This is a genomic window from Burkholderia cepacia complex sp. TUM26381, assembly GCF_057439935.1.
In genome coordinates this window covers 1658177-1672449 of sequence record NZ_CM172007.1, presented here as the reverse complement: position 1 = coordinate 1672449, position 14273 = coordinate 1658177, and the positions used below count along the sequence as shown (strand labels likewise).

10 protein-coding genes are annotated in these 14273 nt (G+C 69.9%); all 10 read left to right on the top strand.

Translation table 11 applies throughout. The features are described from left to right. Positions 1–8 precede the first annotated feature (8 nt). The 10 genes from ACWMMN_RS24205 (at position 9) to tssF (ending at position 14254) form a co-directional block, all read left to right on the top strand. Positions 9–1328, top strand: a complete 1320-nt coding sequence (locus ACWMMN_RS24205) for a DotU family type VI secretion system protein (protein WP_059240551.1) — start codon at positions 9–11, stop codon at positions 1326–1328. Position 1329: 1 nt separating this feature from the next. Continuing rightward, entirely contained in the window at positions 1330–4956 is a 3627-nt protein-coding gene (gene tssM / locus ACWMMN_RS24200; RefSeq protein ID WP_486424067.1) for a type VI secretion system membrane subunit TssM, read from the top strand. Continuing rightward, complete coding sequence (tagF, locus tag ACWMMN_RS24195; protein ID WP_407045096.1) at positions 4953–5633, top strand: type VI secretion system-associated protein TagF; 681 nt, start codon at positions 4953–4955, stop codon at positions 5631–5633. The genes tssM and tagF overlap by 4 nt, the downstream gene beginning before the upstream one ends. A gap of 52 nt (positions 5634–5685) precedes the next feature. After that, positions 5686–8034, top strand: a complete 2349-nt coding sequence (locus ACWMMN_RS24190) for a serine/threonine protein kinase (RefSeq protein ID WP_486424066.1) — start codon at positions 5686–5688, stop codon at positions 8032–8034. Continuing rightward, a complete protein-coding gene (gene tssA, locus ACWMMN_RS24185; RefSeq protein WP_486424065.1) occupies positions 8021–9133 on the top strand; it encodes a type VI secretion system protein TssA in 1113 nt (370 codons plus the stop codon). Before ACWMMN_RS24190 ends, tssA begins: the two co-directional genes overlap by 14 nt. A gap of 73 nt (positions 9134–9206) precedes the next feature. Beyond that, entirely contained in the window at positions 9207–9761 is a 555-nt protein-coding gene (gene tssB / locus ACWMMN_RS24180) for a type VI secretion system contractile sheath small subunit (protein WP_059240547.1), read from the top strand. After that, positions 9754–11262 (top strand): type VI secretion system contractile sheath large subunit, encoded by a 1509-nt coding sequence (tssC, locus tag ACWMMN_RS24175; RefSeq protein WP_059240546.1) that lies wholly within the window; start codon positions 9754–9756, stop codon positions 11260–11262. Before tssB ends, tssC begins: the two co-directional genes overlap by 8 nt. A gap of 59 nt (positions 11263–11321) precedes the next feature. Further along, positions 11322–11813 (top strand): Hcp family type VI secretion system effector, encoded by a 492-nt coding sequence (locus tag ACWMMN_RS24170; protein ID WP_027791618.1) that lies wholly within the window; start codon positions 11322–11324, stop codon positions 11811–11813. 16 nt (positions 11814–11829) lie between these two features. Next, a complete protein-coding gene (gene tssE / locus ACWMMN_RS24165) occupies positions 11830–12378 on the top strand; it encodes a type VI secretion system baseplate subunit TssE (protein ID WP_174992165.1) in 549 nt (182 codons plus the stop codon). 4 nt (positions 12379–12382) lie between these two features. After that, complete coding sequence (gene tssF / locus ACWMMN_RS24160; RefSeq protein ID WP_486424064.1) at positions 12383–14254, top strand: type VI secretion system baseplate subunit TssF; 1872 nt, start codon at positions 12383–12385, stop codon at positions 14252–14254. Positions 14255–14273 lie beyond the last annotated feature (19 nt).

Below are 14273 nucleotides of genomic sequence, written 5' to 3'. Positions count from 1 at the left end.
GCGACGCGATGAACTCTTCTTCCGATCCGATCTCCGCCGGCGCCGGCGGATTCGTGCCGCCGAATCCGGGCGGCATGCATCCGGCTGCCGCGTCGGGTACGGCCGGGCCGACGGCCACGCAACCGCGCCCCGGCCGCTGGGCCGCGAGCGGCACGAACCCGCTCGTCGCCGCCGCCAACCCGCTGCTCAACCTGGTGCCGCAGATCCGCTCGACCGTCCACCATCCGAATCCCGCGTGGCTGCGCGAGCATCTCGTCGTCGAGATCCGGCAGTTCGAGGCGCGTGCGCAGGAAGCCGGCGTGCCGTCCGAGGCGATCATCGGCGCGCGCTACTGCCTGTGCACGGCGCTCGACGAGGCGGCCGCGCTGACGCCGTGGGGCGGCAGCGTATGGTCGTCGCACAGCCTGCTGGTGTCGTTCCACAACGAGACGTGGGGCGGCGAAAAGTTCTTCCATCTGCTCGAACGCCTGTCGCAGCAGCCGCGCCAGCATCTCGACCTGCTCGAACTGCTGTATTTCTGTCTCGCGCTCGGCTTCGAGGGCCGCTATCGCGTGCTCGACAACGGCCATGCGGAACTCGATGCGCTGCGCCGCCAGCTTGCGCTCACAATCCGCTCGGTGCGCGGCGAATTCGAACCCGCGCTGTCGCCGCACTGGCGCGACGTCGTCACGCGCGACGTCGCGCGCCGCTTCGTCGTGCCGCTGTGGGTGTGCGTGGCGCTCGCGCTGCTGATCGGCTTCGGCGTGTTCGTCGGGCTGCGCATCGCGCTCGCCGGGCATTCGGACCAGCTGTTCGCGTCGATCGACGCACTCCATGTGCCGAAGCTGCAGCCCGCACAGGCGCCACCGCGCCCGGCGCCGGCGCCGCGCATCGCGCAGTTCCTCGCGCCCGAGATCGCGGCCGGCCTCGTGTCGGTGCGCGACGACGCCGATCGCAGCGTGATCGTGCTGCGCGGCGACGGGCTGTTCAAGTCCGGCTCGACGTCGGTGATCGACCGTTACGCACCGGTGCTCGCGCGCGTCGCCGATGCGCTGAACAAGGTGCCCGGCAACGTGCGCGTGACCGGCTATACCGACGACACGCCGGTGCATACGGCGCGCTTCGCGTCGAACTGGGATTTGTCGCGCGAACGCGCGGAAGCCGTGCGCACCATGATCGCGGCGCGGCTCGACCATCCGGAACGGCTCGCGGCGGAAGGGCGCGGCACGCTCGATCCGGTCGCGCCGAACGATTCGCCCGCGAACCGCGCGCTGAACCGGCGCGTCGAGATCACGCTGCTGCCGGCGCCCGGCAGCGCCGCCGTCGGCGCGACGCAGGGGGCGAACTGACATGAACCAGGCTGTCGCGCGTTTCGTCCGGCCATTGCCGTCGCGGGAAATCTGGACCTTCGCCGGTCTCGTCGTGCTCGCGTGCTTCGTGTGGCTCGCGGGCCCGCTGTTCGCGTTCGCCGAGTTCCGGCCGCTTGAAAGCAGCTGGGCGCGCGGGCTGACGATCGCGGTGCTGTTCATCGCGTGGGGCGCACGCGTCGCATGGCGCAGTTGGCGCGCCGGCCGCCTCAACGCACAGTTGCTGAACCAGCTGCGCGAAGCCGCACCGGGGCCGGCCACCGCCGGCGATCCGGCGAAAGCGCAGCTCGACGAGTTGCGCAGCCGCTTCGACGAAGCCGCGACGCTGCTGAAGAAAGTCCGCTTCGGGCAGGCCGATACCGTGCGCCGCGGCCTGCCGCGCTGGTTCGACCGGGTCTCGCGCCAGTATCTGTACCAGTTGCCGTGGTACGTGTTCATCGGCGTGCCCGGTTCGGGCAAGACCACCGCGCTCGTGAATTCCGGGCTCAGCTTTCCGCTTGCCGAGCAGTTCGGCCGCGCGGCGATCCGCGGCGTGGGCGGTACGCGGCACTGCGACTGGTGGTTCACGAACGATGCGGTGCTGATCGACACGGCCGGCCGCTACACGACGCACGAAGGCAACCGCGCGCTCGACGAGGCCGAGTGGAAAGGCTTCGTCGAGCTGCTGAAGAAATACCGCACGCGCCAGCCGCTGAACGGCGCGATGCTGACGATCAGCGTCGCCGACCTGCTCGGCGCATCGGAGGCCGAACGCACGCAGCACGCGATGGTGCTGCGCAAGCGGCTGCTCGAACTGCGCGCGCAGCTCGGCATCCGCTTTCCCGTGTACCTGCTCGTGACGAAGGCCGACCTGCTGGCCGGCTTCGCCGAATATTTCGGAGCGTACGGCCGCGCGGAATGTGCGCAGGTATGGGGCTTCACGTTCCCGCTCGCGCAGAGCGAGGCGCCGGGCTTCGACCTGCGCGCGGCATTCGACCGCGAATACCGGCTGCTGCACCAGCGGCTGAACGACGGTCTGCCCGAGCTGCTCGCCGCGCAGACCGACGCGCGCCAGCGCGAGATGACCTACCTGCTGCCGCAGCAGATCGCCGACTTGCAGGACATGCTCGGCCAGTTCGTCGCCGAAGTGTTTTCGGTGTCGAGCTACGAGCCGATGCCGATGCTGCGCGGCGTCTACCTGACGAGCGGCACGCAGGAGGGCACCGCATTCGATCGGGTGATGAGCGGCATCAAGCGCTTCCTGAAGATCGAGGGCGTGCCGCCGGCCGCGCAGGTCGGCTCGACCGGGCGCAGCTTCTTCCTGAAATCGCTGCTGCAGGAGCACATCTTCCGCGAAGCCGCGCTCGCCGGCAGCGACCTGCGCTGGCACCAGAAGCGGCGCGTGCTGCAGATCGCCGGCTACGTGCTGCTCGCACTGGTGTGTGTCGCCGTGCTGGCCGCGTGGCTGCGCAGCTATGCGAACAACCGCGCGTATCTCGACCAGATCTCCGCGCGCGTGCCGGCCGTCGATTCGCAGATCGCCGGCGCGAAATTCTCCGGTGCGTCCGACATCGCGCGGCTGCTGCCCGTGCTCGACGCGCTCGGCGGCCTCGCGAATGCGGGCGGCGTCGATCTGCAGCATCCGCCGCTCGCGTACCGCTGGGGGCTGTTCCAGGGCGAGAAGATCGACGAGGCCGTCGAGGCCGTGTACCGGCGCGCGCTCGACGACGTGCTGCTGCCGATCGCCGCGAGCCGCATGGAGGCCGCGCTGCGCGACGCACGGCCCGACGAAACCGAATACGCGTATGCGGCGCTGAAGGCGTACCTGATGCTGTACGACAGCGCGCACTACGATCCCGCGTTCGTGCAGGCCGTCGTCGACCTCGAAATGGAACGCTCGCTGCCGCCCGATTTCTCGCCGGCCGAACGCGCCGCGCTGCGCGCGCATCTCGCCGCGCTGTTCGGCAGCCGCGTCGCGGTGTCGCCGTATCCGATGAACGAGCGGCTCGTGGCCGACGTGCGCGACCGGCTGCGGCAGGTGCCGTTCTCGCAACGGCTGTACCGGCAGCTCACGCGCACGCTGCGCCCGGCCACGGCGGCGTTCGACTTCAGCGTCGTCCGCGCGGTCGGCCCCGACGCGTCGCTGGTGTTCCGTCGCCAGAGCGGCAAGTCGTTGTCGGAAGGCGTGCCGGGCCTCTATACGCGCAACGGCTATCGCAACGTGTTCGCGCCGCGTCTGGCCGGCGAGGTCGAAGCGTACGGGCGCGAGGAAGTGTGGGTGCTGAACCTCGGCCTGTCCGAGATCCCCGGGCCGAACGACGCGGCCGCCTGGGCGCGCGACATCCGCCAGCTCTACCTGAACGATTACCTGAAGATCTGGGACGACTATCTCGCGGACATCAAGCTGCAGCGCACGGCGACGCTCGCGCAGAGCATCCAGGTCGCGCGCGCGCTGTCGTCGGCCGATTCGCCGCTCACGCGGCTGATGGTGGCGCTCGCGCGCGACACGGCGCTCGGCGATGCGCCGGGCGGCGCGCGCAATCTCGCGTCGCGTGCGCAGGACAAGGTCGACGAAGCGCGCAGTTCCCTGTCGCAGATCTTCGCGGGGCAGGCCAGCGACGCCAATCCGTCGGCAGCGGCACCCGCGAGCCCCGAACAGGTGGTCGACAGCCATTTCGCCGGGCTGCGCGCGTTCGCCCCGGGTAGCGGCGACCAGGCGCAGGCATTCGACGCGGTGCTGAAGTCGATCGACGCGCTGTACACGTACCTGACGGCCACCGACGACGCGCTGAGGAGCGGCGCGCAGCCGCCGCCGTCGGACGCCCCCGCGCGGCTGCGCGCGCAGGCGGGCCGCCTGCCGACGCCGTTCCGGGAAGTGCTCGACGACCTGTCGAACGTCGCGAACGGCAGCGTCGCGACCGTCGAGCAGCGCAGCGTCGCGCAGCGCGCCGGCGCGAACGTCGGCGACTTCTGCCGGCAGGCGATCGCGGGCCGCTATCCGTTCGCGCGCGGTGCGTCGCGCGACGTCGCGCCGGCCGATTTCGCACAGATGTTCGCCCCGGGCGGGCTGATGGACGATTTCTTCCAGAAGAACCTGCAGTCGATCGTCGATACGACGTCGCACCCGTGGCGCTTCGCGAACCGCAATGCGGACGCCGATCCGTCGGCCGCCGCGATGCTCGCGTCGTTCGAAAAGGCCGCGGTGATCCGCGACGTCTATTTCGGCGGCGGCGCGCGCACCGCGCAGTTGAAGGTGCAGATCCAGCCGCTCGAAATGGACCCGTCGATCACGGAGATGGTGCTCGACGTCGACGGGCAGATCGTCCGCTACGCGCACGGTCCGCTCGTGCAGAGCGCGGTGGACTGGCCGGGCCCGCGCGGCAGCAACCAGGTGCGGCTGCAGGTGTCGGGCCAGGCCGGCGCGTCCGATGGCTTCGCGGCCGACGGGCCGTGGGCGCTGCACCGGCTGTTCGACCGTGCGGCCGTGTCGGCCGGGCGCGGTTCGGACCAGATGATTGCGCGCTTCACGGTCGACGGCAAACCGATCGTGCTGCAGGTGAATGCGGGCAGTGTCCGCAATCCGTTCCGGCTGCCCCAGATGGAGTCCTTTACATGCCCTCCGAAGCCATGAGCCCGACGCCGCCGCTCGCGCGCGCCGACGGCGACGCGCCGGCCTGGTACGGGAAGATTCCCGGCGCCGGCGACTTCGTGAACAGCCGGCTGCCGCATGCGCTCGCGCTGTGGTGGGAACGCTGGCTCCAGCAGGGGATGGCCGCGATGCGCCAGCACGGCACGGACGAGATCGAGCGCCACTACACGGTCGCGCCGGTCTGGAACTTCCTGATCCCGGCGGGCGCCGGCGCGTCGTGCGTGCAGCCGGGCTGCCTCGCGCCGAGTTGCGACCGCGTGGGGCGCTACTACCCGGTGATCGTCACGCTGCCGATGCGCGCGGCCGATTACTGGAACGGGCTGCCCGACGCCGCCGGCGCGTTCTACTGGCAGATCGGCCACGCGCTGCTCGACGCGATCCGCCATGCGCGCGCGCCGGGCGATCTCGATCGGACGCTCGAACGCGTGCGGCTCGCACCGGGCGGCGGCCGTTACGCGGACATCGACGAACGCTCGTCGGCAGCGCTGCCGGCGCAGCCGGCCGCGGCCGCATGGCCCGGGCTGTCCGGCTATTTCGATCCGCACGGCGGCACCAGCTTCTGGTGGACCAACCGCGCCGACGGATCACCGCTGCGCACGCATGCGCATACGGGCACGCCCGACAACGCGCTGTTCCTGACGCTGTTCGGCGGCGGCTAGCGGCCCGGAGGAAGGCCGGCGGGGCAACACGCAGTTTCGAGAGGTGGTGGAGATGAAGGACGCTGGATCGAGAGATCACGAGCACGACACCGCGACACGCGGCGACGCATCCGAATTCACGGTGCGGCCGCTGCCGCTCGGCCATCGCCTCGGCGAGCTTCAGCTCGACGAGGTGCTGGGCATTGGCGGTTTCGGCATCGTCTATCGCGCGTTCGACCGCACGTTGCGGCGCGCGGTCGCGATCAAGGAGTACATGCCGTCGATGCTGGCGACGCGCGGTGGCGACTATACGGTGTCGCTGCGTTCCGAGCGGTTCGCGCAGGCGTTCGACGCGGGGCGCGGCGCGTTCCTCAACGAAGCGCGCCTGCTCGCGCAGTTCGACCATCCGGGGCTCGTCAAGGTCCTGCACTTCTGGGAAAGCCACGGCACCGCCTACATGGTGATGCCGTTCTACGAAGGGCGCACGCTCAAGCAACTGCTCGACGGCGGGATGCGGATCAGCGAGACACAGTTGCGCAACATCGTCGGCGCGCTGCTCGGCGCGCTCGATACGTTGCACCGCGCGCAGTGCTTCCATCGCGACGTCGCGCTCGACAACGTGCTGATCCGCCCGAACGGCAGCGCGATCCTGCTCGACTTCGGCGCGGCGCGCAAACGGATCGGCGACCTGGTCGACGACGGCGCGATGATGATCAAGCCGGGCTACGCGCCGATCGAGCAGTACACCGACGATCCCGCATTCAGCCAGGGGCCGTGGACCGACCTCTATGCGCTCGGCGCGGTGATGCACGCGATGATCACCGGTGAGTTGCCGCCGGCGGCCGTCGTGCGCAGCATCAAGGACACGTACCGGCCGCTCGCGTCGCGCGAACTGCCGGCCGGCGAGGTGTACAGCCCGGCGTTCCTCGCGGCAGTCGATCATGCGCTGCAGTTGCGGATACCGGACCGGCCGGAATCGGTCGCGGCGTTCGCGGCGGAGCTGGGGTTGCGGGGCGTCGACCGGACAGGAAGCGGGTATGGCGCGGCGGTCGTGCCACCGGCGGGCGATGCGGGCAGGGGCGGGGAAGGGAAGGCCGAAACCGCTTCCGCCGCGTCCGGTACCGCATCGACTACGGGTGCGTCGGCGACAGGCGAGGGCGGGACGGCTTCGGGCAAGGCCGATTCCGAGGTGCCGTCGTCGCCACCAGCGCGTCCGGACAACGGGTCGACGCCATCGGAAACCGCATCCGCTTCGTCAGTCATGTCGGGCGCGAAACCTGAGTCGGACGGATCTTCTACGTCGAAGGCGGCGGTACAAGGCGCCGCGATTGGCGCTACGGGGACGCCGGCAGCTTCGGCGGCAATGCATGCGGCGAAGCCTGCGGGATCCAATGCGCCGGACGGAGTTGTCGAACGCGCAAAGGAACCGCCCGCAGCGAGAACCGGAGCACACGACGATACCGGCACGCAACCGGCAAGTGCCGACGCAGGTATCCGCAGGGGTGACACCGCGCCGCGAGCCGGAAATGCCGACGGAAATGCTGCCCCGATTGCCGGAGTCGCTGGAGCGACCGCGCCGCGGCCCGCCGCAGCGGCCGCAGCGCCTGACGGCGCATCACCGCCGACCGGCACCCCGCGTGCGGCGGCAGCCGCCGGATCGCGCAACCGCCGCATCCCGGTCTACGCCGGCGGCGCGCTCGTCGCACTGATCGTGGTCGGCCTTGCCGCGACCTATCTGTCGCGTCCGGCCCGCGTCGCCGACGAAGCCGCGCCCGCCGCGAGCCAGCCGCTGGCCGGCACGTCGCCGCTTGCGAGCACGCCGGGCGCCACGCTGGCCCAGCAGGGGCCGACACCGACCGTCGTGCCGCCGTCGAGCCTGCCGGCCGGTTCGTCCGCGGAGGTTCCGCCGCCGCCCGCCGCTGCCGCGCCGGGCAGTGCGCCCGCCGTCGAAACCGCCACGCCCGCGCCGCAGGTCGCGACGACCGTGACGAACCCGCCTGCGCCGCAAGCCGGTTCGAGTTCAACCATCGCACCCGCCGGCAGCCTCGACGCATCGGAGCGGATCGTCAACGTGCCGCCGTCGGAAGCGGCCGGGGCCCAGCCAACCACGCCTTCGCCCGCGCGCAGGACGCAGGCGGAAGCCGAGCCGGCCGTCGCCGCCGTGAACGCGCCGACGGCCGAGTCGCAGCCGCGTCCGCCGAAGACGCAGGAAACCGTCCAGGTGCGTTTCAACGTGCGGCCGTGGGGCGACATCTACGTGAACGGTGCGCGGCGCGGCGCGAGCCCGCCGCTGCGCTCGGTGTCGCTGACGCCGGGCGTCTATGTGATCGAAATCCGCAACGGCTCGCTGCCGCCGTTGCACCGCACTGTCGCGATCGACTTCGGCAGCAAACCGGTCAACATCGACTATGCATTCGAATGACGTCAGCCAGGCGGCGCTGGCCGCCGCCGAATCTTCCGCGGCATCGCCCGGCGTGCCGGCATCGCCGCACGCCGACCTGATCGGCCGGCTGCTCGCGGACGTCGCGCCCGATGCGCCGTGCGGCGCGAACCTCGAATACGACGCCGAGTTCCTGCAACTGCAGGAGCGTGCGACGCCGCGCGCCGAGCAGCAGTACGGCGACACCGTGATCCCGGCCGAGGCGCCCGACTGGCGTACGGTCGAGCGGCTTGCACTTGCGCTGTCCGCGCGCACGAAAGACCTGCGCGTCGTCGCATATCTCGCGCGCAGCTGGACCGAGCAGCACGGCATTCCCGGCTATGCGGACGCGCTCGCAGTCGTCGCGGACCTGCTCGAACACCGGTGGGACGACCTGCATCCGCGGCTCGATGCGGACGGCGAGCCGGACCCGACACCACGGATGAACGCACTCGCCGACGTGGCCGGCGCGCACGACTGCGCACGCGCGGCGCGCCGCCAGCCACTGTTCGACGGCGGGCCGACCGTGCGCGACGCCGAACGACTGCTCGACGGCCGCGACGAAACCGGCGCCGTCGCAACCGGCAGCCGCGAAAGCCTGATCGCCGCGCTGTCGGCCGCGCGCGACGACGGCACGACGCCGCTCGACGCAACCCGCACCGCGTTGCGATCGCTCGATGCGATCCGTGCGTGCGTCGCGGACAAGCTCGGCCGCGAATGGGTACCCGATGAGGGCGATGCGGAAAAGGCGTTGCGGCGGATCGTGCAGGAAGTCCCGCTGCCCGAGCCGTCGCAGCACGTACCGGAAGGCGCGACGCCCGCACGGCAGGCCACGCCTGGCAGCGCGGCAACCGCTGCACCGGCGGCCACGCCGAACGCTCACGCATGGCGCGACGCCGAGATCACGAGCCGCGACGACGTGCGCATCGGCCTGGACAAGATGTGCCGCTATTTCGCGCAGCACGAGCCGAGCCATCCGGCGCCGCTGCTGTTGCGGCGCGCGCAGCGGCTGCTCGCGCTCGACTTCTACGACATCATCCGCGACCTCGCGCCGGAAAGCCTGCCGAAGCTGGACCTGCTGAGCGGCGAGCGAAGCGAATGAAACGAACCGGCGGCGCCGCCATGCGGGCGGCGGCGGCGACCTGCGCAACCTGATCGATGTAAAGGAGTGGACGATGACGGACAGAACCAAGGCGGCGGGCAGCGGACAGAAATTCATCGCACGCAATCGGGCGCCGCGCGTGCAGATCGAGTACGACGTCGAGACTTACGGCGCGGAACGCAAGGTGCAGTTGCCGTTCGTGATGGGCGTGATTTCGGACCTGGCCGGCAAGCGCGCCGAGCCGCTGCCGGACCTGCCGGAGCGCAAGTTCCTCGAGATCGACGTCGACAACTTCGACGAGCGGATGAAGTCGGTCGCACCGCGCGTCGCGTTCCAGGTGCCCAATACGCTGACGGGCGACGGGATGCTCAACGTCGACATGACGTTCGAGCAGATCGACGATTTCTCGCCGGCCGCGATCGCACGCAACGTCGATGCGCTGCGCCGGTTGCTGGAGGCGCGCACCGAGCTGTCGAACCTGCTGTCGTACATGGACGGCAAGCACGGCGCCGAGCAGCTGATCGAGCGCGCGATCAACGATCCCGACCTGCTGAAAACGCTCGTGCGCGAGCCGCGTGAACCCGCGCAGGGTGGCGATGCGACCCAACCGGAGGCCCGCGATGAATGATCCCGTCCAAGCCCGCGCCGATACGCGCCAGCCTGCGCAGCCGGCCGTCGCGCACGACGAATTCGCTGCGCTGCTGCAAAAGGAATTCAAGCCGAAAACGGCCGAGGCACGCGAGTCGGTCGAGCGCGCGGTGCGCACGCTCGCGCAGCAAGCGCTCGAACATACGGTCGGCATGACGAACGACGCGTACGGCAGCGTGAAGCAGATCATCGCGGAGATCGATCGCAAGCTGTCCGAGCAGATCAACCAGATCCTGCACCACAACGAATTCCAGACACTCGAAGGCGCGTGGCGCGGGCTGCATTACCTCGTCACGCACACCGAGACCGACGAGCTGCTGAAGATCAAGGCGCTGCCGGCATCGCGCAACGAAGTCGCGCGAATGCTGAAGCGCTACAAGGGTGTCGCGTGGGATCAGAGCCCGTTGTTCCGCAAGATCTACGAGGAGGAATACGGGCAGTTCGGCGGCGAGCCGTTCGGCTGCCTGGTCGGCGATTTCCATTTCAACCACAGCCCGCCGGACGTCGAGATGCTCGGCGAGTTGTCGAAGATCGCCGCGGCCGCCCATGCGCCGTTCATCGCCGGGGCGTCGCCGGAGCTGATGCAGATGGATTCGTGGCAGGAATTGTCGAACCCGCGCGACCTGACGAAGATCTTCCAGAACACCGAGTACGCGGCGTGGCGCAGCCTGCGGCAATCGGAGGATTCGCGTTACGTCGGCCTCGCGATGCCGCGCTTTCTCGCGCGGCTGCCGTACGGCGCACGCACCAACCCGGTCGACGAATTCGACTTCGAGGAAGACACCGACGCCGCGAATCACGACCGCTACACGTGGGCGAATTCGGCCTACGCGATGGCCGCGAACATCAACCGTTCGTTCAAGCAGTTCGGCTGGTGCTCGTCGATTCGCGGCGTCGAATCGGGCGGGGCCGTCGAAGGGCTGCCGAGCCACACGTTCCCGACCGACGACGGCGGCGTCGACCAGAAATGCCCGACCGAGATCGCAATCAGCGACCGCCGCGAGGCCGAACTCGCGAAGAACGGCTTCATGCCGTTCGTGCACCGGAAGAACTCCGATTTCGCGGCGTTCATCGGCGCGCAGTCGCTGTACCAGCCGGCCGAATACCACGATCCCGACGCGACCGCGAACGCGCGGCTGTCCGGCCGCCTGCCGTACCTGTTCGCGTGCTGCCGCTTCGCGCACTACCTGAAGTGCATCGTGCGCGACAAGATCGGCTCGTTCCGCGAACGCGACGACATGGAGCGCTGGCTGAACGACTGGATCATGAACTACGTCGACGGCGATCCCGTGAACTCGTCGCAGGAAACCAAGGCGCGCAAGCCGCTCGCGGCCGCGCAGGTGGTCGTCGACGAGGTCGAGGACAACCCCGGCTACTACACGTCGAAATTCTTCCTGAGGCCGCACTACCAGCTCGAAGGGCTCACCGTGTCGCTGCGGCTCATCTCGCGGCTGCCGACCGCGAAGGCGGCGAACGAGTGAGCGGCGGCACGCGCAACGATCGGCATTCATCCTGACATCGCACCGAAACGGAGACGGCAATGGGCGTGGCAATGTTTATGAAGGTGGACGGCGTGACCGGCGAATCGGCGGACGCGCAACACAAGGGCTGGACCGACATCCAGTCGTTCACGTGGGGCGCAAGCCAGCCGGGCGCGATGGCAAGCGGCAGCGGCGGCAACGCGGGCAAGGCGAGCTTCAACGATCTCGTCGTCGCCGCGTACATGGATAAAGGCGCGCCCGCGATCATCAAGAACTGCGCGAACGGCAAGCATCTGTCGTCGGTCGAGATTTCCGCATGCAAGACCGGCGGCACGCAGGTCGAGTTCATGCGCGTGACGCTGCAGGAGGTGCTCGTCACGTCCGCGCAGGTCGCGGGCATCGATCCGGGCGACGTCGCCGACCGGTTGATGATGCACTACGGCTTTCAGGCCGCGAAGGTGAAGAAGCAGTACTGGCAGCAGAACGACAACGGCGGCAAGGGCGCCGAGGTAACGGTCGGCTGGAACATCAAGGAAAACACCGAAATGTGACGGCGCGGAGACGACCATGGACGACCCGCGAACCCGCGACGGCCGGGAGGGCAACCTGCGCGACCGGCTGCAGCCGGCGTTGCTCGACCGGCTCACCGACGACGCGCCGCAGCGCGCAGCCGAAGCGCACGGCGCGCAATGGATCGGCACCGAACGGCTGCGTGCGGCCGTGCTGCGCGATCTCGCGTGGCTGCTCAACACACGCAACGCCGAGGACGGCTTCGTCGACTGGTCAGCGTTCGCGCACGCGCAGGCATCGGTGCTCAACTACGGGATGCGGCCGCTCGTCGGCAAGCCGATGTCGGGCGTCGAGCGGATGTCGGTCGAGGCGTCGATCCGGGACGCGATCGTCCGCTTCGAACCGCGCATCGCACCCGACAGCGTCGACGTCCGCAGCGTGATCGACGCGCCGGACGGCCGCGCCGGCGAACGGCGCCACAACGTGCTGCTGTTCGAGATCCGCGGCACGCTGTGGTCGATCCCGCATCCGCTCGAATTCGTGCTGCGCTCCGACCTCGATCTCGAGACCGGTGCAATGTCGCTGCAATCGGTGGCGGGGGGCTGACGCGATGGATACGCGCCTGCTCGACTACTACAACCGCGAACTCGCGTACCTGCGCGAGCTTGGCGGCGAATTCGCGCAACGGTTCCCGAAGGTCGCCGCGCGGCTGCGGCTCAATGAATCGGGGCCGCCCGACCCGTACGTCGAGCGGCTGCTCGAAGGCTTCAGCTTCCTCACCGCGCGCGTGCAGCTGAAGATGGACGCCGAGTTTCCGCGCTTCACGCAGGCGTTGCTCGATGCCGTGTATCCCGGCTATATCGCGCCGCTGCCGTCGATGGCGATCGTGCGCTTCGCGCCGCTGATGAACGAAGGCAGCCTCGCGCAGGGCTGGCACCTGCCGGCCGGCACCGCACTGCGCGCACGGCCGGTTGCGTCCGAGCAGACCGCGTGCGAATTCCGCACCGCGCACGACCTGACGCTGTGGCCGCTCGAACTGACCGCCGCGACCGTCACCGGTGCGCCATCGTGGCTGCCGCGTGGCGCCGTCGCCGCCCGCCAGGACGTGCGCGGCGCACTGCGCATCCGGCTGAAGGCGCACGGCGGCGCCAGACTGTCGCAATTGCCGCTCGACCGGCTGACGTTCCATCTCGCCGGCCCCGAGCGCGACGCGCTGCATCTGCTCGAACTGATCGCCGCCCATGCGCTCGGCGTCGTGTGCCACGACCCGGGGCAGCCGCCGCGCTGGCTGCATACGCTCGATGCCGATGCGATCGTCCACGAAGGCTTCGATCCGGCACAGGCGATCCTGCCCGACGACGGCCGCAGCTTCCACGGTTACCGGCTACTGCGCGAGTATTTCGCGTTTCCGGCGCGCTTCCTGTTCTTCAGCATCGGCGGGCTGCGCGCCGCGCTCGCGCGTGCGACCGGCGACGAGTGCGAGCTGACCGTGCTGTTCGACCGGCACGACGCGGCGCTCGAAGCGGCCGTCGACGCACGCCATCTCGCGCTGAACTGCACGCCGGCCGTGAACCTGTTCGCGCGCCGCGCGGATCGCATTCCGCTGCAGCCGGGCGCGCGCGAACACCATGTCGTCGTCGATCGCAGCCGGCCGCTCGACTACGAGGTCTATGCGCTGCAGCGGCTCGCAAGCGAACAGCGCGACGATGGCCAGTCGCGCGAATTCAGGCCGTTTCACGCATCGTTCGCCGGCGACGACGGCAATTACGGCGCGTACTACACGGTGCGGCGCGAGCCGCGGCTGGTGTCCGCGCAGGCGCGCGCGAACGGCACGCGCACCGGCTACGTCGGTAGCGAGACCTATGTGTCGCTCGTCGACAGCCAGTGCGCGCCGTACGACGAGACGATGCGCTACCTGGCCGCCGACACGCTGTGCACGAACCGCGATCTCGTGCTGCTGCAGCCGCCCGGAGACGCGAACACGTTCACGCTGCGCGTGTCGGCGCCGGTCGAGCGTGTCGTCGCGATCCGCGGCCCGTCGCGGCCGCGCCCGCCGATCGCCGACGCGCAAACCGCGTGGCGCCTGATCCGCCATCTCGGGCTCGCACGCCACACGCTGACCGATCTCGACGACGACGAGGGCGCACATGCGCTGCGCGAACTGCTCGGCCTGCATGCGGATCCCGCCGACGCCGCGATGCGCCGGCAGATCGACGGCGTGCAGCGCGTCGCGTTCTCGCCGGTATTCCGCCGCCTGCCGGCATCCGGGCCGTTGATGTTCGGGCGCGGCGTGCAGGTCGACGTGACCGTCGACGACCATGCGTTTTCCGGCGACAGCCCGTTCCTGCTCGGCGCGGTGCTCGAACAGTTCTTCGCGCGTCACGTGTCGATCAACGCGTTCGCCGAATGCGTGCTGACCAGCGCGCAGCGCGGCACGCTCGCGCGCTGGCCCGCACGTATCGGCAGGCGGCCGGCGATATGAAGCGCGAACCGCCACCCGG

Bases quoted from the DNA above. Each gene is read 5' to 3' on its own strand.
- tssB (WP_059240547.1), top strand. From the start codon at position 9,207: ATGACGGACAGAACCAAGGCGGCGGGCAGCGGACAGAAATTCATCGCA.
- tssE (WP_174992165.1), top strand. From the start codon at position 11,830: ATGGACGACCCGCGAACCCGCGACGGCCGGGAGGGCAACCTGCGCGAC.
- tssF (WP_486424064.1), top strand. From the start codon at position 12,383: ATGGATACGCGCCTGCTCGACTACTACAACCGCGAACTCGCGTACCTG.
- tssM (WP_486424067.1), top strand. From the start codon at position 1,330: ATGAACCAGGCTGTCGCGCGTTTCGTCCGGCCATTGCCGTCGCGGGAA.
- tssC (WP_059240546.1), top strand. From the start codon at position 9,754: ATGAATGATCCCGTCCAAGCCCGCGCCGATACGCGCCAGCCTGCGCAG.
- ACWMMN_RS24205 (WP_059240551.1), top strand. From the start codon at position 9: ATGAACTCTTCTTCCGATCCGATCTCCGCCGGCGCCGGCGGATTCGTG.
- ACWMMN_RS24190 (WP_486424066.1), top strand. From the start codon at position 5,686: ATGAAGGACGCTGGATCGAGAGATCACGAGCACGACACCGCGACACGC.
- ACWMMN_RS24170 (WP_027791618.1), top strand. From the start codon at position 11,322: ATGGGCGTGGCAATGTTTATGAAGGTGGACGGCGTGACCGGCGAATCG.
- tagF (WP_407045096.1), top strand. From the start codon at position 4,953: ATGAGCCCGACGCCGCCGCTCGCGCGCGCCGACGGCGACGCGCCGGCC.
- tssA (WP_486424065.1), top strand. From the start codon at position 8,021: ATGCATTCGAATGACGTCAGCCAGGCGGCGCTGGCCGCCGCCGAATCT.